This is a genomic window from Actinoplanes sp. NPDC019969, assembly GCF_055562375.1.
The window spans coordinates 120,593-142,095 of the sequence record NZ_JBVHFK010000017.1 but is presented as its reverse complement, the minus strand read 5'-3'; the positions used below and the strand labels follow the sequence as shown (position 1 = coordinate 142,095).

The 21,503-nt window shown below is 73.1% G+C and carries 20 protein-coding genes; 17 read left to right on the top strand and 3 right to left on the bottom strand.

The window, feature by feature from the left end:
• Positions 1-2: 2 nt before the first annotated feature.
• The 12 genes from ACZ3II_RS38550 (at position 3) to ACZ3II_RS38495 (ending at position 14,515) form a co-directional block, all read left to right on the top strand.
• Positions 3-287, top strand: coding sequence for a hypothetical protein (locus ACZ3II_RS38550; RefSeq protein WP_465524843.1), 285 nt, complete (start codon positions 3-5; stop codon positions 285-287).
• 44 nt (positions 288-331) lie between these two features.
• Positions 332-1,162: a TlyA family RNA methyltransferase gene (locus tag ACZ3II_RS38545; RefSeq protein ID WP_465524841.1), complete on the top strand. Its 831-nt coding sequence runs from the start codon at positions 332-334 to the stop codon at positions 1,160-1,162.
• On the top strand, positions 1,159-2,046 hold the full coding sequence (locus ACZ3II_RS38540) for an NAD kinase (protein ID WP_465524839.1): 888 nt from the start codon (positions 1,159-1,161) through the stop codon (positions 2,044-2,046). The genes ACZ3II_RS38545 and ACZ3II_RS38540 overlap by 4 nt, the downstream gene beginning before the upstream one ends.
• A gap of 51 nt (positions 2,047-2,097) precedes the next feature.
• Positions 2,098-3,855, top strand: coding sequence for a DNA repair protein RecN (gene recN, locus ACZ3II_RS38535; protein WP_465524837.1), 1,758 nt, complete (start codon positions 2,098-2,100; stop codon positions 3,853-3,855).
• Positions 3,856-3,909: 54 nt separating this feature from the next.
• Positions 3,910-5,103 carry a putative cytokinetic ring protein SteA gene (steA, locus tag ACZ3II_RS38530; protein WP_465524835.1) on the top strand — a complete coding sequence of 398 codons (1,194 nt, stop codon included), beginning with the start codon at positions 3,910-3,912 and terminating at the stop codon, positions 5,101-5,103.
• Between the two features lie 19 nt (positions 5,104-5,122).
• A complete protein-coding gene (locus ACZ3II_RS38525) occupies positions 5,123-6,055 on the top strand; it encodes a copper transporter (RefSeq protein ID WP_465524833.1) in 933 nt (310 codons plus the stop codon).
• A gap of 15 nt (positions 6,056-6,070) precedes the next feature.
• Complete coding sequence (locus tag ACZ3II_RS38520; protein WP_465524831.1) at positions 6,071-6,898, top strand: hypothetical protein; 828 nt, start codon at positions 6,071-6,073, stop codon at positions 6,896-6,898.
• The gene (murJ, locus tag ACZ3II_RS38515; protein WP_465524829.1) at positions 6,895-8,475 is read left to right on the top strand and encodes a murein biosynthesis integral membrane protein MurJ; all 1,581 of its coding nucleotides are present in this window, start codon (positions 6,895-6,897) and stop codon (positions 8,473-8,475) included. Before ACZ3II_RS38520 ends, murJ begins: the two co-directional genes overlap by 4 nt.
• Before the next feature lie 299 nt (positions 8,476-8,774).
• Positions 8,775-9,887, top strand: coding sequence for a glycosyltransferase family 4 protein (locus ACZ3II_RS38510; RefSeq protein WP_465524827.1), 1,113 nt, complete (start codon positions 8,775-8,777; stop codon positions 9,885-9,887).
• A gap of 65 nt (positions 9,888-9,952) precedes the next feature.
• The gene (locus ACZ3II_RS38505) at positions 9,953-12,118 is read left to right on the top strand and encodes a hypothetical protein (protein WP_465524869.1); all 2,166 of its coding nucleotides are present in this window, start codon (positions 9,953-9,955) and stop codon (positions 12,116-12,118) included.
• A 104-nt stretch (positions 12,119-12,222) separates the two neighbouring features.
• Positions 12,223-13,938, top strand: a complete 1,716-nt coding sequence (locus ACZ3II_RS38500; RefSeq protein ID WP_465524825.1) for a CTP synthase — start codon at positions 12,223-12,225, stop codon at positions 13,936-13,938.
• 1 nt (position 13,939) lies between these two features.
• Positions 13,940-14,515: an NUDIX domain-containing protein gene (locus tag ACZ3II_RS38495; protein WP_465524823.1), complete on the top strand. Its 576-nt coding sequence runs from the start codon at positions 13,940-13,942 to the stop codon at positions 14,513-14,515.
• Between the two features lie 38 nt (positions 14,516-14,553).
• On the opposite strand, the gene ACZ3II_RS38490 is transcribed toward ACZ3II_RS38495, so the two are convergent.
• Entirely contained in the window at positions 14,554-15,147 is a 594-nt protein-coding gene (locus tag ACZ3II_RS38490; protein ID WP_465524821.1) for a hypothetical protein, read from the bottom strand.
• A gap of 100 nt (positions 15,148-15,247) precedes the next feature.
• Here ACZ3II_RS38490 and ACZ3II_RS38485 point away from each other — a divergent pair, with 100 nt between their 5' ends.
• Positions 15,248-16,111 (top strand): lysostaphin resistance A-like protein, encoded by an 864-nt coding sequence (locus tag ACZ3II_RS38485; protein ID WP_465524819.1) that lies wholly within the window; start codon positions 15,248-15,250, stop codon positions 16,109-16,111.
• Here ACZ3II_RS38485 and ACZ3II_RS38480 read toward each other — a convergent pair.
• On the bottom strand, positions 16,094-17,179 hold the full coding sequence (locus ACZ3II_RS38480) for a nucleotide disphospho-sugar-binding domain-containing protein (RefSeq protein WP_465524817.1): 1,086 nt from the start codon (positions 17,177-17,179) through the stop codon (positions 16,094-16,096). The two genes, ACZ3II_RS38485 and ACZ3II_RS38480, sit on opposite strands and share 18 nt — an antisense overlap.
• Positions 17,180-17,237: 58 nt before the next feature.
• Here ACZ3II_RS38480 and ACZ3II_RS38475 point away from each other — a divergent pair, with 58 nt between their 5' ends.
• Both ACZ3II_RS38475 and ACZ3II_RS38470 read left to right on the top strand, forming a co-directional pair.
• Entirely contained in the window at positions 17,238-17,654 is a 417-nt protein-coding gene (locus ACZ3II_RS38475; protein WP_465524815.1) for a VOC family protein, read from the top strand.
• Positions 17,655-17,688: 34 nt separating this feature from the next.
• Complete coding sequence (locus ACZ3II_RS38470; RefSeq protein ID WP_465524813.1) at positions 17,689-18,108, top strand: PPOX class F420-dependent oxidoreductase; 420 nt, start codon at positions 17,689-17,691, stop codon at positions 18,106-18,108.
• Here the strand turns inward: ACZ3II_RS38470 and ACZ3II_RS38465 are convergent.
• Positions 18,069-19,277, bottom strand: a complete 1,209-nt coding sequence (locus tag ACZ3II_RS38465; RefSeq protein ID WP_465524811.1) for a barstar family protein — start codon at positions 19,275-19,277, stop codon at positions 18,069-18,071. The genes ACZ3II_RS38470 and ACZ3II_RS38465 overlap by 40 nt on opposite strands.
• Before the next feature lie 144 nt (positions 19,278-19,421).
• On the opposite strand from ACZ3II_RS38465, the gene ald reads away from it, so the two are divergent.
• Together ald and ACZ3II_RS38455 are read left to right on the top strand one after the other, a co-directional pair.
• The gene (ald, locus tag ACZ3II_RS38460; RefSeq protein WP_465524809.1) at positions 19,422-20,537 is read left to right on the top strand and encodes an alanine dehydrogenase; all 1,116 of its coding nucleotides are present in this window, start codon (positions 19,422-19,424) and stop codon (positions 20,535-20,537) included.
• Positions 20,534-21,448: a site-specific tyrosine recombinase XerD gene (locus tag ACZ3II_RS38455; protein WP_465524867.1), complete on the top strand. Its 915-nt coding sequence runs from the start codon at positions 20,534-20,536 to the stop codon at positions 21,446-21,448. Before ald ends, ACZ3II_RS38455 begins: the two co-directional genes overlap by 4 nt.
• The last annotated feature ends 55 nt before the right edge of the window (positions 21,449-21,503 follow it).

The following is a 21,503-nucleotide window of genomic DNA, read 5'->3' as shown; positions in this document are numbered from 1 at the left end:
CCGTGACGTTCCCCAGCCCCGGCCCGCGCCCCGGGCCGCCGCCCGGTGGGTTCCGGCCCGCGCCCCCGCCGCCCGGTGGGTTCCGGCCCGGGCCGCCCCCGGAGGCGCCGCGGCCGGCCTACTCGATGGGTGCGGGCGGGGACGGCGAGGGGACCGGGCATCCCGCGGTGGACGCGGTGCTACGGTCGCTCGCCAACGCCGCGCGGCTGGCCCCGGCCGAGCAGATCGCCGAGTTCGAGGCCGCGCACCAGGTGCTCCAGGACACCCTGGCCAGCATCGACCGGTGAGCCGAACAGGCCGCTGAACACCCGTACCGGATAAAAGGATTTTGATGGCCCGCCGTGCGCGTCTCGACGCCGAGCTCGTCCGTCGCAAGCTCGCCCGCTCCCGGGAGCAGGCCGCCACGCTGGTCGCGGCCGGCCGGGTGCAGGTGCGCGGCACCGTCGCCCACAAGGTGGCGGCGATGGTCGACCCGGCCGACCCGATCCTGGTCACCGGGGAGGACCCGCAGACCGAGTACGTGTCGCGCGGCGGCCACAAGCTGGCCGGGGCGCTGGCGGCCTTCCAGCCGAAGGGGCTGACCGTGACCGGGCGGCGGTGTCTGGACGCCGGCGCGTCCACCGGCGGTTTCACCGACGTGCTGCTGCGCGCCGGGGCCCGGCAGGTGGTGGCGGTGGACGTCGGGTACGGGCAGCTGGCCTGGCCGATCCGCACCGACGAGCGGGTGGTGGTGCAGGAGCGCACCAACGTCCGTTCGATCACCGCCGAGTCGATCGGCGGCCCGGTGGACCTGACCGTGGCGGACCTGTCGTTCATCTCGCTGCGGCTGGTGCTGCCGGCGCTGGCCGGGTGCACCGCTGCCGACGGGGATCTGGCACTGATGGTGAAACCGCAGTTCGAGGTCGGCAAGGAGCGGGTCGGCGCGGGCGGGGTGGTCCGGGACTGGCGGCTGCGGGCCGAGGCGGTGCTGGACGTGGCGGCGGCCGCCGCGGAGCTCGGCCTCGGGGTCGCGGACGTGACCGCCAGCCCGCTGCCGGGCCCGAGCGGGAACGTGGAGTTCTTCGTGTGGTTCCGGCGGGACGCCCCGCCGGCTGATCCGGCCCGCGTCGAGGCAGTGGTCGAGGCCGGTCCGCATGCTGTCGAGCTCTTGGAGGAGAAATGACGCGCTCGGCCCTGCTGGTGACGCACACCGGGCGTCGGCAGAGCACGCAGCACGCCCGGGCGGTGGCGCTGGACCTGCTGGCCGCCGGGTTCGACGTGCGGGTGATCGCCGAGGAGGTCGATGACCTGGAGCTGCCGGAGGGTGTGCAGCCGGTGTACGGCCCGGACGCGGCCGAGGGCGCGGAGATCGTGCTGGCGCTCGGCGGTGACGGCACCTTCCTGCGCGCGGCCGAGCTGGCCCGGCCGTCGAAGGCCCCGCTGCTCGGGATCAACCTGGGCAAGGTCGGCTTCCTGGCGGAGGCCGAGATCGATCACATCGACCAGGCGGTCGCCGACGTGGTGGCCGGCGACTACACGGTCGACGAGCGGCTCACCCTGGACGTGCGGGCGGAGTACGACGGCCGCCTGATCGCCGAGTCGTGGGCGCTCAACGAGGTGACCGTGGAGAAGGGGCAGCGGGCGCAGATGCTCGAGCTGCTCGTGGACGTGGACGGGCGGCCGCTGTCCCGGTACGGCTGCGACGGTGTGGTGTGTGCCACACCGACGGGGTCGACGGCGTACGGTTTCTCGGCCGGCGGCCCGGTGGTCTGGCCCGAGGTGGAGGCGCTGATACTGGTGCCGATCAGTGCGCACGCGCTGTTCAGCCGGCCGATCGTGACGGCGCCGACGTCGACGTTCGTGGTGACCGTCGACCCGTACACGTCTTTTGCGGTGTTGTGCTGTGACGGCCGCCGCACCTGGGACCTGCCGCCGGGCTCGACGGTCACGGTGGAACGGGGGCAGCTGCCGGTTCGCCTGGTCCGGCTGGCGCCGCGCCCGTTCACCGACACGCTGGTGGCGAAGTTCGGATTGCCGGTCGTCGGCTGGCGCGGGAATCGACGCTGATCAGACACCCGCCGTTGGGCAATTGTCGGGGGGTCCCGATACTGTCTGGCTGTGCTGGAGGAACTGCGCATCACCGGGCTCGGCGTCATCGACGACACGACGCTTCGGCTCACGTCCGGAATGAATGTGATCACCGGCGAGACCGGAGCCGGCAAGACGATGGTGGTGACCGGCCTCGGGCTGCTGTTCGGCGGCAGGGCCGATGCCGGCCGGGTTCGCGCGGATCCCGGCCGGGCCGTGGTGGAGGGCCGGCTCAAACTGCGCGGCACCCTCGGTGACGCGGTGCGCACCCGGATCACCGACGCCGGTGGCGAGGCCGACGACGACGGCTCGATCCTGCTCAGCCGCACGGTGACGGCCGAGGGCCGGTCCCGGGCGCACGTCGGCGGCCGCAGCATGCCGGTGTCCACGCTGAGCGAGCTGGGCGAGCAGATCCTGGCCGTGCACGGGCAGTCCGACCAGCTGCGCCTGCTGCGCCCGTCGGAGCAGCGGTCCGCGCTCGACCGGTTCGCCGGCCCCGAGCACGAGAAACTGATCGAGACCTACCGGGAGGCGTTCGGCCGGTGGCGCGCGGTGGTCGAGGACCTGGCCGACCGCAAGCGCAACGCCCGGCAGCGCTCGCAGGAGGCCGACCTGCTCAAGCTCGGCCTCGACGAGATCACCCGGGTGGACCCGCAGCCCGGTGAGGACGAGGAGCTGCGCAACGAGGTGCAGCGCCTGGAGCACGCCGAGGGGCTGCGGGTCGCGGCCACCCTGGCGGCGCAGGCGCTGGCCGGTGGCGTCGAGGCGGCGGACGACACCCCGGACGCGACCCAGCTGCTCGGCCTGGCCCGGCGCACGCTGGAGGGCCAGTCGGGCGTCGACGCGTCGCTGGGCGACCTGGCCGCCCGGATCGAGGAGGCCGCGACCCTGGTCGGTGACGTCGCCTCGGAGCTGTCGGCCTACCTGAGCTCGCTGGACGCGGATCCGGCCCGGCTGGAGGCGATCTACGAGCGGCGGGCCGCGCTGCGCGCCCTGACCCGTAAGTACGCCGACGACGTCGACGGCGTGATCGCCTGGGCGGAGAACGCCCGCACCAAGCTGAGCGAGCTGGACACCTCCGACGAACTGCTGGAGGAGCTGGACAAGGAGCGGCAGCGCCTGGCGGCGACGGTCGGCGAGCTGGCCGGGCGGCTGACCGCGGCCCGGCGGGAGGCGGCCGGCCGGTTCTCCGAGGCGGTCAGCGTGGAGCTGGCCGGGCTGGCGATGCCGCACTCCCGGGTCGAGGTGGCGGTGCTGACCCGGGCCCCGTCGCGGGACGAGCCGGCCGTGACGGTCGACGGTGAGACCCTGGCCGCCGGGGCGGACGGGGCCGACGAGGTGGAGCTGCGGCTGCACGCGCACCCGGGCGCGCCGGCGCTGCCCCTGCAGAAGGGCGCCTCCGGTGGTGAGCTGTCCCGGGTGATGCTGGCGATCGAGGTGGTGTTCGCCGGAGCCGGTGGCCCGCCGACCCTGGTGTTCGACGAGGTCGACTCGGGGGTGGGCGGCGCGGCAGCGGTGGAGATCGGGCGGCGGCTGGCACGCTTGGCGCGTACGCATCAGGTGCTGGTCGTCACGCACCTGCCGCAGGTCGCCGCATTCGCCGATCGCCATCTGGTCGTCGCGAAGGACACCGGTGGCGCCATCACCACGAGTGGTGTGCGGATCGTGGAGGAGACCGAGCGGGCCCGGGAATTGTCCCGGATGCTGGCGGGTCTGCCCGATTCGGATCTGGGGATCGCGCATGCCGAGGAGCTACTCTCCGTGGCTGCTCGGGAGAAACGCGCCTGATTAAAGGTGAGCTGGCGCATGTCGCGGGGGGAACGGGTGCGAGGGCGTGTCAGGATGGCCGGGATGCGACTTCCCATTCCCACCCTGCGCCGGGCCAAGGGCACTGAGCCCGGCCCGGTCTCCGGTGTGGCCCGGCTGGACCGGCGCACCAAGCGGCTGACCGGCCGGCTGCGGCCCGGTGAGATCGCGGTCATCGACCACGTCGACCTCGACCGGGTCGCCGCCGACTCGCTGGTGGCGTCCGGGGTGATGGCCGTGCTCAACGCGAAGCCGTCGATCTCCGGCCGCTATCCGAACCTGGGCCCCGAGGTGCTCATCCAGGGCGGGGTGATCCTCGTCGACGACCTCGGCGAGGACGTGTTCGCCGGGCTGCGCGAGGGGCAGACGGTCAGCATCGACGGTGGCACCGTGCTGCTCGACGGCGAGCCGGTCGCGACCGGCGCCCGGCAGGACGCGGAGACCGTCGCCAAGGCGATGGCCGACGCCCGCGAGGGCCTGTCGGTGCAGCTCGAGGCGTTCGCCGCGAACACGATGGACTACCTGAAGCAGGAACGCGACCTCCTGCTCGACGGTGTCGGCGTGCCCGACGTGCAGACCCGCATCGGCGGCCGGCACGTGCTGATCGTGGTCCGGGGCTACGACTACAAGGAGGACCTGGAGGTTCTCCGGCCGTACATCCGGGAGTACAAGCCCGTTCTGATCGGGGTCGACGGCGGCGCCGACGCCCTGGTGGAGAACGGCTACACCCCCGACATGATCATCGGCGACATGGACTCGGTCACCGACGACGTGCTGCGCTGCGGCGCCGAGATCGTCGTGCACGCCTACCCCGACGGCCGCGCGCCCGGCCTCAAGCGGGTGGAGAACCTGGGCGTCGCCGCGCTGACCTTTCCGGCCGCGGCCACCAGCGAGGACCTGGCGATGCTGCTCGCCGACGAGAAGGGCGCGTCCCTGATCGTGGCCGTCGGCACGCACGCCAACCTGGTCGAGTTCCTCGACAAGGGCCGCGGCGGCATGGCGTCGACGTTCCTCACCCGGCTCAAGGTGGGCGGCAAGCTGGTCGACGCGAAAGGGGTGAGCCGGCTCTACCGGCAGAGCATCTCCGGGTCGGCCGTGCTGCTGCTGGTGCTGTCCGCGCTGGCCGCGATGACCGCTGCCGTGGCAGTCAGTACGGTGGGGAAGGCGTACCTCACCGTCGTGTCCGAGTGGTGGGACAATCTGCTCTTCCAGCTCGGCAATCTTTTCTGAGGGTCTCGGCGAGGGCATTGTGATCAACTTCCGGTACCACGTGGTGTCGCTCACCGCGGTCTTCCTCGCGCTCGCGATCGGCCTGGTCGTCGGCACCGCCGCGCTGAACGGCCCGGTCTCCGAGAACCTGCGTAACAACCTGGCCGCGCTCAACAAGGACAACAACGTGCGCCGGGAGCAGGTGAACAAGCTCAACGACGAGGTCAACCGCAACCAGGAGTTCGCCACCCAGATCGCCCCGATGCTGCTCGGCGGCAAACTGGCCGGCCGCAAGCTGGCCGTGGTGTCGCTGCCCGGCGTCGAGGACCCGGCGAAGGGCGTCGTCGACATGCTGACCGTGGCCGGCGCGACGATCACCGCCCGGATCGACGTCGAGGAGAAGTTCTTCGACCCGAACTTCGTCAACGAGCTGCTGGACCTGGCCGACCAGTCGTCGCGGCAGAGCATCCCGTCGGCCGGCCTGCCGATGAACAGCGACGGTGTGGAGACGGCCAGCGCGCTGCTGGCACTGACCCTGCAGCAGGGCGCCGCCACCACCCCGCTGCCGGACGACGTGACGGCGGTGCTGACCGCGTTCGGCAAGGCCGGTTACCTCACCGTCTCCGACGGGGCGACCGGGGGCGCCGAGGCGGTCGTGCTGGTCGCCGGAGTGCCCGCCACCGACAAGGAGGCCGAGCGGAAGAGCCGGTACGCCGTCACCATGGCCGACCAGTTCGGCAAGAACCGGCCGCTCGTGGTCGCCGGGGACGGCGCCGGCGAGGGCAACCTGGTCGCCGCGATCCGCAACGACCCCACCCTGGTGCAGAAGATCTCCACGGTGGACAACGTGAGCACCGTGCAGGGGCAGGTCGCCACCTCGCTGGTGACCGTCGAGCGCCTGGTGCAGAACAAGACCGGGCAGTACGGCCTGGCCGCCGGCGCCTCCTCGATCGTGCCGCCGGCCGCCCCCTAGATAGACTCTGCGCCCATGGCCTACCTCCGTTCCGCCGGTGTCGGCGCCCTGGTCGCGAGGACCGTGCTCGCCTGGATCCGGCAGGACCCGAAGGCGTCCCAGCTGGACCGGACCAACTTCCGCGGCCGGACCGTGACGCTCGCCGGCGGTCCCGCGCTGGCGGCCGGCGCCACGGTCGGCGCGGCGACCGGCGCGCCCACGGCCCGTCTGGCCGCCGCCGCGATCGCCGCGGGCGGGGTCAGCGGCGCGGTCGGCTTCTACGACGACCTGGTCGGCAACCGCCCCGACCAGAAGGCGTTCAAGGGGTTCGCCGGGCACCTCGGCGCGCTCCGCGAGGGCAAGGTCACCAGCGGCTTCCTCAAGATCGCGGGGGTGGGCGCGGCCGGGCTCGCGGCGTCGGCGCTGATCGGAAGCGGCCGCCGGTCCCGGTTCGGCCGGGGCGCGGACGTGCTGCTCGGCGCCGGTGTCATCGCCGGCACCGCCAACCTGCTCAACCTCTTCGACCTGCGGCCCGGCCGGGCGATCAAGGCCGCCGCGATCATCGGGACGCCGCTGGCCGCCGGCCGCAACGCGTCGATGACCGCCGGCACGCTCGGCGCGGGCGCGGCGCTGCTGCCGAGCGACCTGGACGAGGAGATCATGCTCGGCGACGCCGGGGCGAACGCGCTCGGCGCGCTGCTCGGCGTCGCCCTGGTCGCCCGCAGCGGCACGTCCGGCCGGGTGGCGGCGCTCGCGGTGCTGGCGTCGCTGACCGCGGCCAGCGAGAAGGTCAGCTTCACCAAGGTCATCCAGGACACCCCGTGGCTGCGCGCGATCGACGACCTCGGCCGCCGTCCCCGGTGACGAAACCCTTGAGTGGTACGGGCGTCAAGCTCGCCGGCGCCGCCGCGCTGATCTCCCTCCTCACCGTGCTGGCCCGGCTCGCCGGGTTCGGCCGGACCACCGTCTTCTTCTACACGGTCGGCAACGACGGCCTGGCCAGCCTCTACCTCGCCGCCAACCTGGTGCCGAACATCGTCTTCGAGCTGGTCGCCGGCGGCGCGCTGGCCAGCCTGGTGGTGCCGCTGCTGGCCGGGGCGGTCGCGGCCGGCGACCGGGAACGCGCCGGCCGGGTCGCCTCCGCGCTGCTCACCTGGGTGCTCGTGCTGACGGTTCCGCTGGGCGTGGCCGTGCTGCTGCTGGCGGGCCCGATCACCGGCCTGTTCAGCGGCGTGCCGCCGGAGCATCAGGAGGTCGCGGCCCGGATGCTGCGGATCTTCGCCCCGCAGCTCCCGCTGTACGGCATCGGGATCGTGCTGACCGGCGTGCTCCAGGCCCACCACCGGTTCGCCTGGCCGGTGATCGCGCCGCTGCTGTCCAGCGTGACGGTGATGACGGCGTACCTCACCTATGCCGGGATCGACGGCGCCCGCAGCGGTTTCGCCGGGCTCAGCCGGGCCGGTGAACTGACCCTGTCGATCGGCACCACGCTCGGTGTCGTCGCGCTCAGCCTGTGCCTGGTGATCCCGGTGACCCGGCTGCGTCTGCGGTTCCGGCCGGCGCTGACGTTCCCGGGCGGCGAGGGACGGCAGGCGGTACGGCTCGGCTGGGCGGGCGCGGTCACGGTCGGCGCGCAGCAGGCGGTCGCCGGGCTGATCATGGTGCTGGCGTCCCTGCAGATGGCCGCGTACACCGGCGCCCAGACGCTGTTCCTGCTGCCCTGGGCGGTGCTGGCGGTTCCGCTGGCGACCGCCGTCTACCCACGGCTGTCCGCGGCGTTCGCGTCCGGTGACGACACCGGGTACGCGACAGCGCTCGCCGGCACGGCCCGCTCGGTGGTGCTGCTCGCCGGGCTCGGCACCGCCGCGCTGGCCGGGCTCGCCGTGCCGATGGCCTTCCTGATGAACGCCTCCAACGCGGTTCCCGGTGTCGTCGGGTTCGCGCCCGGGCTGCTGGGATACGCGCTGTTCGCGCTGCTGTCCCGGGCTCTCTACGCGCGCGGCGCCACGGTCGCCGCCGCGGTCGCCTCGGCCGTGGGCTGGCTCACCGCCGGAGTCGCCGTGATCGTCGTCACCACGGTCGCTGACGGGGGCCGGGAGGTGTTCGGGCTGGGCCTGGCGAACACGATCGGCATGTCGGTCACCGGCCTGCTGCTGGTGCTGGCGGTCCGGCGGCACGCGGGCGGGGAAGCGCTGGCCGGACTGGGCCGGGCGATGTTCGCCGCGGTGCTGGCCGCGGTGGCCGCCGGGTTCGCCGGGTGGGCGGTGGTGGCGGCGCTGGAATCGGCATTCCGGCCCGTTCCGGGTGTGTTCGGCAGCCTCGTGCAGGGCATCGCCGGTGGGGTGACGGTCGCGGTGGTGTTCGCCGCGGTGGCCTGGGCCCTGGACCGCCGCGACATCACCCCTCTGGCCGCCACCCTGACCCGCCGCCTCCGCCGGTAGGTCCCGCGTTCTGTCCGGCTGGTTCTCAGGGCTGTCTCAACGCCGTCGAGACAGCCCTGAGAACCAGCCGGGGGTGACGGCGACGGCACGCATACCCGCACCCGCCGGTCGGCCGTGAGGCGGCGCCTGCCGGGGGAGCCCGAGGGTGTGTGGATTCGGGGTGCGATAGGCGGCGGAAGTACACACGTTGTCGGTGGGGTGTGCGATCGGTGGGTGGGCGGTGGTGTGACACTTGGCCGCGCGGGATCGGACCAGCGGCCGGGTGGAACGGCCGCCGGAGGAGAGGGGTGCACGGGGTCGTGAGCAGCGACGAGGGATGGCGCGGCTCGGTCGTGCTGGTGGTCGCGTCGAGTACCGGCGGGATCGGGCAGCACGTCGCCTCACTGGCCCGGGGCCTGGTCGCCGGTGGTTGCCGGGTGCTGGTGTGCGGGCCTGCGGCGGTCGACCAGCACTTCGGGTTCTCGGCGTCGGGGCTGGAGTTCGCGATCGTGGAGATCCCGGCCGACCCCGGCCCGCAGGACTCCGGCGCGATCCGTCAGCTGCGCCGCGCGGTCGCCGGGCGGGACGCCGAGGTGATCCACGCGCACGGGCTGCGGGCCGCGTTCGTGGCGTCGGTCGCGCGGACCGGTGTGCCCCTGGTGGTGACCTGGCACAACGCCGTCCTCGCACGCGGGTTGAAAGGCCAGGCCGGTGCCCTGCTGGAGCGGATCGTGGCGCGGAACGCCGCGCTGACCCTGGGCGCCTCGGACGATCTGGTGCAGCGGGCGACGGCGCTGGGCGCCCGCAACGCGCGGCTCGGGCCGGTGGCGGCGCCGCAGCTCGCGCCGCCGAAGCGGAGCCGCACGGCGGTGCGCGCCGAGTTCCAGGTGAAGGGTGACACCCCGCTGATCGTGTCGGTCGGGCGGCTGCACCCGCAGAAGAACTACGACATGCTCGTCGACGCGGCCGGCCGGTGGCGTGACCTGAGGCCGCAGCCGGTGGTGGTGATCGCCGGGTCGGGGCCGAGCTACATGCCGCTGGCGCAGCGGGCGTCCCGGGTGCACGCCCCGGTGCATCTGCTCGGGCACCGGGCCGACGTGCCGGACCTGCTGGCCGGCGCGGACCTCGCGGTGATCACCAGTGACTGGGAGGCGCGGCAGCTGTTCGCGCAGGAGGCGCTGCATGCCGGGGTGCCGTTGATCACCACGGCGGTCGGCGGGCTGCCCGGCCTGGTCGGGGACGCGGCGGTGCAGATTCCGCCGCGCGATCCGGACGCCCTGGACGCGGCGGTGCGGCGGTTGCTGGCCGACCCGGATCTGCGGGCGGACTACGCGGCCCGGGGCCCACGGCAGGCGGCGACCTGGCCGGGCGAGGAGGACGTGGTGGCCGACGTCCGCTCGGCGTACGCGGATGTAGCGGCGGTCCGCAAGTGAGGGCGGTGCGAGAGCTGGTGGACCGGCTGCGGCGGGTGCGGCGGCCCGGCACCCCGCGTGGCCCGATGGCCGCCGCCTGGGTGCCGTTCCTGCTGGTGGCGCTGGTGGTCGCGGCCAGCCTGGCGGCCCTGACGATGCGGCCGGCCGAGCAGAAGCACCGCGGCGAGGCCGACTACGTGGTGATCGCCGCCGCCGCCGGGCTGCGCTGGGAGGACCTGGACCCGGCGCGGACCCCCGCGCTGTGGCAGGAGGCGACCCGCGGGGCGGTGGGCTGGCTGTCGGTGCGGTCGGCGCACGCGGTGACCTGCCCGTCGGACGGCTGGCTGACGCTGGGCGCGGGCAACTACGCGGCCTGGGACACCCGGGCGGTGACCGGCCGCTGCCCGGACGCGGACCCGAAACTGACCCAGCCGGACGGCATCGGCGCGAACCTCACCGATCAGCCCACGGTGGTCCGCAACAATCAGGACCGGCTGCCGTACGGCGCGACGCCCGGCGCCCTGGTCGAGTCGGTGCGCTGCTCGGTGGCGGTCGGGCCGGGCGCCGCGATCGCCGCGGCCCGCCCGTTCGGCCGGGTCGACCGTTACGTGCCGGAGCTGCCGGAGGACCCGTCGGCGCTGCTCGGTGACTGTCTGCTGAGCATCGTCGACCTGGGCACTATCGCCGGGACGGGCGCCGAGCGGGTGGCGGCGGTGGAGGCCGCCGACCGTACCCTCGCCCGGGTCCTCACCGCCCGCCCGCCGAACTCGATGATCCTGATCGCCGGCCTGGCCGACACCGAGACCACCCCGCGCCTGCACGTGGCGATCGCCGAGGGGCCGGGCTGGTCGGGTGGCCGGCTCACCTCGGCCGGCACCGGCCGGGACGGTTACCTGCAACTGGTCGACCTGGCGCCCACGGTGTTGTCGGCGCTCGGCCGGGAGACCCCGGAGAAGCTTTTCGCGGGGTACGCCGCCACGGTCACCCCGGGCCGTCCGGCCGACCCGGCCGAGGCGATGCAGGGCGAACACGACGCCGACCGGCGGGCGATCGCCCAGCGGGGTGTCGCCGAGATCTTCTTCACCGTCCTGGCGATCGTGCAGATGCTGCTGTTCGCCGCGGTGGTGCCGGTGCTGATCCGGGCCCGCCGGCACGCCGGTCCGCTGGGGCCGCCGCTGCCGCCACGTCGTCTGGTGGTGCTGGCCGAGCTGGCGCTGATCGCGGCCGGCCTGGCGATCCCGGCGGCGCTGGTGGCGGACCTGGCGCCGTGGTGGAGCAGCGGGCATCCGGCGTGGACGTTCGGGTTCGCGACGGCGGTGCTGATGACGGCGGGGACGCTGGCGATCCGGCTGATCCCGCGGTACGAGCGGACGCTGTGGCCGATGGCCGCGGTGGCCGGGGTGAACGTGCTGGTGGTGGCGGTGGACCTGGTGACCGGGGCGCGGTTGCAGCTCAACGGCGTGGCCGGGTACTCGGCGATCCATGGGGTCCGGTACGCCGGTCTGGGCAGTGTCGGCCTGGGCGTGTTCGTGGCCGGGCTGCTCCTGCTGGCCGGGTCGCTGTCGCAGTGGGTGAGCCGTCGCTGGCGGCCGGTGATCGTGGTGACGTTCGGCGGGCTGGGTGTGGTCATGGTCGGCAGCCCGTACCTGGGCGCGGACCCGGTCGGCGCGATCGCGGTCACGGCCGGGGTGTGCGTCGCCGCGGTGATCAGCACCGGCGGCTGGCTGACGTTCCCGCGGTTCGCCTGGGCGGCGCTGACCGGGGTCGCGGTGACCATCGCGTTCGCGGTGCTGGACCTGAGCCGGGCGCCGCTGGAACAGGGCACGCTGGGACGGTTCCTGACCGCGCTGGGCGACGGCACGGCCGGCCCGGCGATGCAGCGGGCCGCCGCCGCGAACGGGCAGGCCCTCGTCGACAGCCCGCTGACGCTGCTGGCGGTGGCCGGGGCGGCGATGCTGGTGTTCTGCCAGTTCTCCCCATGGGGCGGCCTGAACCGGGTCTACGGCCTGCATCCGGCGGTCCGGGCCGGGATGGCCGGGACGGTGGTGGCCACGCTGATCGCGGGCATGCTGGGCGGCACGGCGCTGGGCGCGGCGGGCGCGGCGGCGGCAGCGGCGGTGCCGGTGGCGGTGCTGACGGCGTTGCGGGTGCTGCTGCACGCGGCGGACCGGACGCCGCCGCCGGGGGAGACCGACGGTCCCGGCGGCCCGCTGCTCCGCAAATCGGACGACGACCCGGTCCCGGTCCCGTAACCGCCCAAAAGACACGCAGGCCGAGCAGCCCGAACATGGCGGCCCCGGCAATCAGTGTTACGGTGAACTCCCGTGGATGGGGCTTGCCCCGGCCGCAAGAACCGATGAAACGGCGACCACGGGAGCGGGCCTTGGCCTCAACAGTGCGCGAAACGCGGCACATCTTCGTCACCGGGGGCGTCGCCTCCTCGCTGGGCAAGGGCCTCACCGCCTCCAGCCTCGGCAATCTGCTCACCGCCCGCGGCCTCCGTGTCGTGATGCAGAAGCTCGACCCCTACCTGAACGTCGACCCCGGGACGATGAACCCGTTCCAGCACGGTGAGGTCTTCGTCACCGAGGACGGCGCGGAGACCGACCTCGACGTCGGCCACTACGAGCGGTTCCTCGACCGGGACCTCTCCGGCAAGGCGAACGTCACCACCGGCCAGGTCTACTCGGCGGTCATCGCCCGGGAGCGGCGCGGCGAGTACCTGGGCGACACCGTGCAGGTCATCCCGCACATCACCAACGAGATCAAGTCGCGGATCTTCGCGATGGCCGACCCGGACGAGAACGGCAACGTCCCGGACGTGGTGATCACCGAGGTCGGCGGCACCGTCGGCGACATGGAGTCGCTGCCGTTCCTCGAGGCGATCCGCCAGGTCCGGCACGAGGTCGGCCGGGACCACGTCTTCTACCTGCACGTGTCGCTGGTGCCGTACCTGGCCCCGTCGGGTGAGCTGAAGACCAAGCCGACCCAGCACTCGGTGGCCGCGCTGCGCAACATCGGTATCCAGCCGGACGCGCTGATCTGCCGCAGCGACCGGGAGATCCCGGAGAAGATGAAGCACAAGCTGGCGCTGTACTGCGACGTCGACGCCGAGGCCGTCATCGCCTGCCCGGACGCGCCGAGCATCTACGACATCCCGAAGGTGCTGCACGACGAGGGGCTGGACGCGTACGTCGTACGCCGCCTGGGCCTGTCCTTCCGGGACGTCAACTGGAACACCTGGAACGATCTCCTGGAGCGGGTGCACCACCCGAAGCGGACCATCACCATCGCGCTGGTCGGCAAGTACGTGGACCTGCCGGACGCGTACCTCTCGGTCAGTGAGGCGATCCGGGCCGCCGGTTTCGGCAACACCGTGAAGATCAAGCTCCGGTGGGTGCCCAGCGACGACTGCGTGACCCCGGCCGGCGCGGCGGCCGCGCTCAAGGGCGCCGACGGCATCGTGATCCCCGGCGGGTTCGGTGTCCGCGGCATCGAGGGCAAGGTCAACACCTCGCGGTACGCCCGGGAGAACCGGATCCCGATCCTCGGCCTCTGCCTCGGCCTGCAGTGCATGACCATCGACGCGGCCCGCAACCTGGCCGGGCTGACCGGCGCCAACTCGGTCGAGTTCGACGAGAAGGCCACGTACCCGGTCATCTCCACGATGGCCGACCAGGAGGACATCGTCGCCGGTAAGGGCGACCTGGGCGGCACCATGCGGCTCGGGGCGTACCCGGCGAAGCTCAAGGACGGCTCGATCGTCGCCGAGGTGTATGGCGCGACGGAGATCTCCGAGCGGCACCGGCACCGCTACGAGGTGAACAACGACTTCCGCGACAAGCTGTCGCAGTCCGGCCTGGTCTTCTCCGGCACCTCGCCGGACGGGCGGCTGGTCGAGTTCATCGAGCTGGACCGGGAGGTGCACCCGTACTTCGTGGCCACCCAGGCCCACCCGGAGCTGAAGAGCCGCCCGACCCGGCCGCACCCGCTGTTCGACGGCCTCGTCAAGGCGGCCATCGCGTACGCGGCGGCGGACGAGCTGCCGGTCGAGATCGACGTCGAGGCCTGACATGGGGTTCGCCCACGAGACGGTGTCCCGGGCCGAGCGTTTCCACGGCGCGATCTTCTCGGTCTACAGCGACGAGGTGACCATGTCGGACGGCAGCACCGCCGTCCGTGACGTGGTGGAGAACCGGGGCGCCGTCGTCGTGGTCGCCCTCGACGACCGGGACCGGATCGTGCTGATCAAGCAGTACCGGCACGCGGTCGGCAAGCACCTGTGGGAGCTGCCGGCCGGCCTGCGTGACGTCGTCGGCGAGGACGAGGCGATCACCGCGGCCCGGGAGCTGGCCGAGGAGGCCGACCTGACGGCCGGGCGGATGGAGCCGCTGCTCGACCTGCACACCACGCCCGGGTTCGCCGACGAGTTCGTCCGGGTCTTCCTGGCCCGTGACCTCGCCCCGGTCGCCGCGGCGGAGCGGTACGAGCGCACCGGCGAGGAGGCCGACCTGGAGGTCCGCCGGGTTCCCCTGGACGAGGCCGTCGACATGGTGTTCCGCGGTGAGATCACCAACGCGGCCGCGGTCGGTGGCATCCTGGCCGCCGCCCGCGCCCGCGACACCGGTTGGGCCCCGCTGGGCTCCTGAGGTCCGCTGCCCGTCCCGGCCTTCGCGCCGGGGCGGGCTCAGCCCTTCACGTACTGCTTGAAGGCGTCGTAGTACTGCTTCGTGGTCGGGTCGCTGTGCACCACCGGCTTCTCGTTGCCCTTGACGAGCTTGATCAGCGGGCAGGTCTTGTCCGCCCCGTCGATGCGCACGGTGGCGATCTCCGCGCGGGTCCTGGCCTCGCGGAGCTTCACCTCCCAGACCCCGGTCTTCACCGGCGCCGTGACGCCGCTGTCGAACGTGCAGGTCCCGATCTCGGCGCCCTCGCCGACCCGCTCCGCGCAGCCGACGATCCGGACGTCCGCCTTGGCCGGTTCCCAGGCCTTGCGCTCGTTCGCCGGGATGTCCGGGCCGTACATCGGCAGAGCCCGGGCCCTCTCCTCGCCGAGGTCGTAGACGGCGATCGGGTGCGGCGCCTTCCCGCCGGTGTAGGCGGGCGCCTTCGTGTAGTACGTGTCCTCGCAGACCTTCACCAGCTGGTCGTCCAGGCTGACCGCCCAGTCGTTGGCGACGTCCCCGCGGATGGCCTTCCAGGCGAGGTTGCCGCCGTACCAGAGCCCGCCGATGACGAGCGCCAGCAGCAGGATGGTGGTCTGGCAGCCCAGCTTCTTCACGTCGATGTCCTCCCCGTTGATCGAAGTCAGATTATGGACATGTCTGGATCGCAGATGATCACGGCCCTCGGCGACCGGCGCGATCGTCCATAATGGGCGGATGCGAACGAGGGTCCTGACCGTCGCCGGGCTTGCGGTTCTGCTGGCCGCGCCGCTCCTGCTGCTGGCGACCGGGCACAGCCGGGTCAGCGTGTCGGCGGACGACGAGGCCGGGACCGTGCCGGTGGTCGCGGTCGTCACGCCGTACCTCATCGGTCTGCTTCTGATCCGTCTGGTGCCGCCGGTCCTGCCGGTGCTGGAGACGGCCGGGGGTGACGAACGGGCGGGCGTGCGGCGGCAGGCGTACGGGCTGATCGGGGTGGCGCTGCTGTTCGCCGCGATCGCCGTCGCGGTGCAGGCAGCCGGCGGCGGCGCTGTCTATCCGCTGGTCAAGGTGCTGGTGCTGCTCGGTGGTGGCTGGCTGGCGCTACGCCTGGGGCGGGGTCCGAGCCGGCCCGGCCGGGCACACCGCAGGGCGATCCCCCGGCTCTGGTACTGGCTCGGGCCGCTCGTGGTGATCGCGGTCTGGGGCTGGCTGGCGTTCGGGAGCCCGCTCGCCGCGGACACCGACCTGTCCGGTTATGCCGACTGGGGCCGGCTCGAGCTGGCCCTGGTGATGCTCTTCTCGCTGTTCACCGCGAGCATCCTGGAGGAGTACTTCTACCGGATGATGCTGCAGACCCGCCTCGAGCTGCTCTGGGGCCGCTGGCCGGCGATCACCGCGGCGGCGTGGCTGTTCGTGCTCATGCACAGCTACCGGCTGCTGAACGGGCCGGTGTGGGAGACCGCGCTCGCGGTGACCATGTCGACCGGGGCGCTCGGGCTGATGGCGGGGTACCTCTGGTCGCGGTACCGGAACCCGTGGGCGATCTTCGCCGTGCACGGCGCGATCAACGCGGTGCCGGTGTTACCGCTGCTGGTCTGACTGGCGGATCGCCTCGACCAGGTCCTCCGGCGGCGGCATGGCGGCGATCTCGGCGCTGACCTCCTTCGCCGCGGCCGCCACCACCGGGTCGGTGATCAGCCGGGTGAGCAATGCGGGGGAGATGTCCCGCTCGTCGGCGGCGAGCCCGGCGCCGCGGGCCGCCACCAGCTCGGCGTTGAACCGCCGGTCGCCGGCGCCGCGGACGACCAGCTGAGGGACGCCCGCGTGCAGCGCGGACAGCACGGTGCCCGCGCCGCCGTGATGCACGATGGCGGCGCCGGCCGCCAGCGCCGCCGGGATCGGGATCCAGTCCGTCGTCCGGACGTTCGGCGGCAGCCGCTTCGCCGACGAGCGGACCAGCACGAAGTCGGCGTCCACCGACGCGGCCGCCTCGATCAGCCGGGGCGTCAGCCGGTCCCGGCCCGGCTGCGGCAGGGTGCTGTGGCTGACCAGGACGCGGGGCCGGTCCGGCGGCGCGGCGAGCCGGTCCGGCAGCGGCTGGTCACCGCCGTACGGCACCGGCCGCATCGGCAGGTGGGTGCCGCGGCCGGCCACGCTCGCCGGGGCGATCCGGATCACCGCGGCCGGCGGGGCCACCTCGGGACGGCCGCGCATCCGGGTCACCGCGACCAGGGTGGGCCCGTCGAACAGCGAGTTCTCGTGCAGGATGCCGGGGATCCCGAACCGGGCCGCGGCCACCGCTCCGGCCGCCGCGTGCGGCTCGTAGACGATCCGGTCCGGCCGCCACTCCCGCGTGGTCTCCAGGACCGCCTCGAGCATCCGGTCGTTGACCGCGCCGAAGATGTGCCCGACCGCCCGGGTGCCGCCGGTCCCGGCCATCTCGGCGCGGATCAGCGTGGGATGCCGCAGCATGGTGCGCAGCGCCGTCGGCACGAACCGGAAGCCGGGCGCGACATCCCGCACCTCGACGCCGGACGAGGCCACCCGCATCCCGTCGGCGCCGGTCGCCACCAGCACGTCGTGGCCCGCCGCCCGCAGCGCCCGCGCGAGCGGCATCAGCGGGAAGACGTGCCCGACCAGCGGCGCGGCGACGAAGAGGACACGCATCAGCTCACAGTAGGTGGGTATTCATCACCGTCGCCACCCCGCTCGATCAGGAGGTATCGTGACCGTTCCCAGGCTTCAGTCGTTCGTGCTGGACACCACCGACGCGCGCCGGGCCGCCGAGTTCTACCGCGAGCTGCTCGGCCTGGAATACCGCAAGGGCGACGAGCCGCCGCCGGCGGGCGCCGACTACCCGCAGGGCCGCGACTGGCTGGTGCTGCTGCCGCCGGACGGTTCCTGGCGGCTGGCGTTCCAGCAGACCGCGGGGGTACGCCCGACGACCTGGCCCGGCGACGACATCCCCCAGCAGGCCCACCTGGACACCGTCGTCGACTCGATCGAGGAGCTGAACCGTCAGCACGAGCGGGTCCTGGCGCTCGGCGGCACGCTGCGTTTCGACCGCAGCGACGACCCCGAGGAGCCCCTGCGCGTGTACGCCGACCCCGACGGTCACCTGTTCTGCGTGTTCGTGGGTTGACCTCAATTCAGGTTGAGGTTGCAGGGTCGGGGACATGACCTTCACCACGACCGAGATCGATTACCTGACCGGGCAGCGGCTCGGCCGGCTGGCCACCGTGCAGCCGGACGGCACCCTGCAGAACAGCCCGGTGGGCTTCACCTACAACGCGGGGGAGGAGACGATCGACATCACCGGCTGGCACATGGCGGCCAGCCGCAAGTTCCGCAACGTCGCCGACAACGGGCGGGTCGCGTTCGTGGTCGACGACGTGCCGTCGGTGAACCCGTGGCGGGTGCGCTGCCTGGAGATCCGCGGCCGGGCCGAGGCGATCGACGGCCCCGACCCGATGATCCGGATCCACCCGGAACGGATCATCGCCTTCGGCCTGGACGGAACCGACCATTTCGTTGCGAACAAGCGGAACGTCGGCGGTCAGCGCAGCTCGACGTCCACACCCGAGTCGGCGAGATAGCCGAGCAGGTCGTCCATGGTCACGGCCGGCGTCCACCAGCGCCGGTCGTAACCGGGCGTCAGATGCGCCCGGGCCACCTCGGCGTCGTGCCAGACCAGCCGGAAACCGGGGGCCGCGCCCCAGCCGCCGTTGGCGCAGTCGTGCAGCGCGCCCAGGTTCCAGCCGAAGTAGCCGCCGGGGCCGTTGATCGCCTCCCCGATCGCGCAGAAGAACCCCTCCACGTCGGTGACGTGCCGCCCGGCCAGGTGGTACGTCGCGCCGGACGGGCGGTCGGGGCGGTGCTCGTGGTGGGCCAGGGCGACACCGGCCCACTCGTGGCGCAGGTCGGCGTCGTACTCGGCCCACTCGCCGATCACGTCGGGGCGGCCGGCCCGCCAGCGGTGCCACACGGTACGCGCGCCCGCCGGGCGGGGACCACCGATCGCGTCGCCGTACGTCGGCTCGAACGTCACGTCGACCAGGCCGTCGCCGAGCCGGGAGGCACGGACCTCGGCCACCTCGGCGCCCAGCGCCGCGCCCACCATGCCGACCGCCGTGCCGTCCCGGTCCACGCTGAAGATCGACGCCTGCACCCAGCGGCGCCGCCGCGCCCCGCCGCGGGCCAGCACGTCCAGGGCTCGTTGCAGCGGCGGCTCCGGCCGGCAGCCGATCAGGGTGGCGCCACGTGGCGGCGGCGCCGGCCGGGCCCGGAACACGCCGTCCACGTCCCGGCAGACCCCGAGGTCCTCCTCGCCGCGCCCGGTCACGCCGACCAGCCGGTACCCGTCGGCTTCCGGCGCCCGGTCGGCGCCCCGGGCGAACCGGGCCAGCTCCTCGATCCGCAGCCGGCCCTCCAGGGTCACGTCGAGCAGCCGGGGCCCGAGCGCGGACGGCAGCGCCGACAGCACCGTGATGTCCAGCAGCTCCTCGGCGCAGTGCCAGCAGTGCGGCGGATGCTTGGAATACGGCGGGTGGATCGCGTCCAGGCCGACGTTGCCGAGCCAGGCCGGACCGAGTCCGTCGCACGCGTCGAGCAGCCGCCCGGCCGGCTCGCAGCCGAGCAGTGTGTACCGCTCGACCGGCGGCTGCGGCGGGTCCACGAAGAGACCGTCGATTTCGGAGCAGGCGGCGATCACGAGTTCACCGTCGTCGGTGTTCTGGTCCACCAGAAGCCAGGGAAAGCCGCTCATCGGGTGGAACCGTACAGGCCGGACCCTCCGACGCGGGATACCGGTACACGATTCGGTAACTTTCCGCACTTCACCGGGCTCGCCGGACCGCGCCGGCTTTTCGTGAGCCGGGATGGATCAGCAGCTCAGGGGTACTCTCCGGCTATGAAGGTCGGGATTCCCACCGAGGTCAAGAACAACGAGCACCGGGTGGCGATCACCCCGTCCGGTGTCTACGAGTTCACCCGCGACGGTCACCAGGTGTTCGTCCAGTCCGGCGCGGGCGCCGGCTCGTCGATAACCGACGGTGACTACCGGTCCGCCGGGGCGACGATCCTGCCGGACGCCGACGACGTCTGGGCGACGGGCGAGCTGATCCTCAAGGTCAAGGAGCCGATCCCGGAGGAGCACCACCGGATGCGGCCCGGCCAGGTGCTCTTCACCTACCTGCACCTGGCCGCGTCCAAGGAGTGCACGGACGCGCTGCTGGAACGGGAGGTGACCGGCATCGCGTACGAGACGGTCGAGCTGCCGGACCGGTCGCTGCCGCTGCTCGCCCCGATGTCCGAGGTGGCCGGCCGGCTCGCCCCCCAGGTCGGGGCCTACCACCTGATGCGGCAGGGCGGCGGGCGCGGGGTGCTGATGGGCGGCGTCCCCGGGGTGTACGCGGCCAAGGTCGTCGTGATCGGCGCCGGCGTGTCCGGGCTCAACGCGGCCGCGATCGCGCTCGGCATGCAGGCCGAGGTGCTGCTGCTGGACAAGAACGTGGCCCGGCTCCGGGCCGTGGACGCCGACTATCGCGGCCACGTGCAGACGATCGCGTCGAACGCGTACGAGGTGGAGAAAGCCGTCCTCGACGCCGACCTGGTGATCGGCGCGGTCCTGGTGCCCGGCGCGAAAGCGCCGACGCTGATCTCCAACGAGCTGGTGTCCCGGATGAAACCGGGCAGCGTGCTCGTCGACATCTCGATCGACCAGGGCGGCTGCTTCGAGGACTCGCGTCCGACCACCCACGACGACCCGACCTACCGGGTGCACGAGTCGATGTTCTACTGCGTCGCCAACATGCCCGGCGCGGTGCCGCACACCAGCACCTACGCGCTCACCAACGTCACCCTGCCGTACGCTCTCGAACTGGCCGGCCTCGGCTGGCGCGGCGCGATGCGGGCCGACCCGGCGCTCGCGGCCGGCCTCAACACGTTCGGCGGCGACGTCGTCTACGGCCCGGTCGCCGAAGCGCACGGGCTGCGGCCGATACCCGTCACGGAGGTGCTGCACTGAGCCCGGACCACGCGATCAGGAGTTACCTCGACCATCTGAGTGTGGAACGCGGCCTCTCCCGCAACACGCTCGCCTCCTACCGCCGCGACCTGGAGCGGTACGCCGAACGGCTGGCCGCCGCCGGGATCACCGGCCTCGGCGAGGTGCGCGAGGCGGACGTCAGCGGGCACCTGGCCGCGCTGCGCGAGGAGGGCCTGGCGGCGGCGTCGGCGGCGCGGGCCATGTCGGCGGTGCGCGGCCTGCACCGGTTCGCGGTCCGGGAGCGGTTGATCCCGCACGACGTGGCTTCCGGCGTACGGCCACCGGCCCCGCCGCAACGCCTCCCCAAAGCCCTCGACGTGGACCAGGTCGGCCGGCTGCTCGCGGTGCCCGACCCGGACTCGCCGCTCGGGCTGCGCGACCGGGCGCTGCTGGAGTTCCTCTACGGCACCGGCGCCCGGATCTCCGAGGCGGTCGGCGCCGACATCGACGATGTCGATTTTGCTGGGGAGCCCGCCGTCACCCTCCGGGGCAAGGGCGGGAAGACGCGGGTGGTTCCGGTCGGCGGTTACGCGCGGGACGCGTTGCAGGCTTATCTGGTACGGGCCCGGCCCTCGCTGGTCACGCTCGGCAAGGGCACCCCGGCCGTGTTCCTCAACGCCCGTGGCGGCCGGCTGTCCCGGCAGAGCGCCTGGACCGTCCTGCACCGCTGCGCCGTCGCGGTCGGCCTGCCCGCCGACGGCCCGTACGCGGTCAGCCCGCACACCCTGCGTCACTCCTACGCGACGCATCTGCTCGACGGCGGCGCCGACGTGCGGGTGGTGCAAGAACTGCTGGGACACGCCTCGGTCACCACGACGCAGGTGTATACCCTGGTGACCGTCGAACGCCTCCGGGAGGTGTACGCGACCGCACACCCGCGCGCTCGTTAGAAGCTATGGATGCGTAGGTGCGACACGCCGAATGACCGACCCCGGCGTGGCGGCG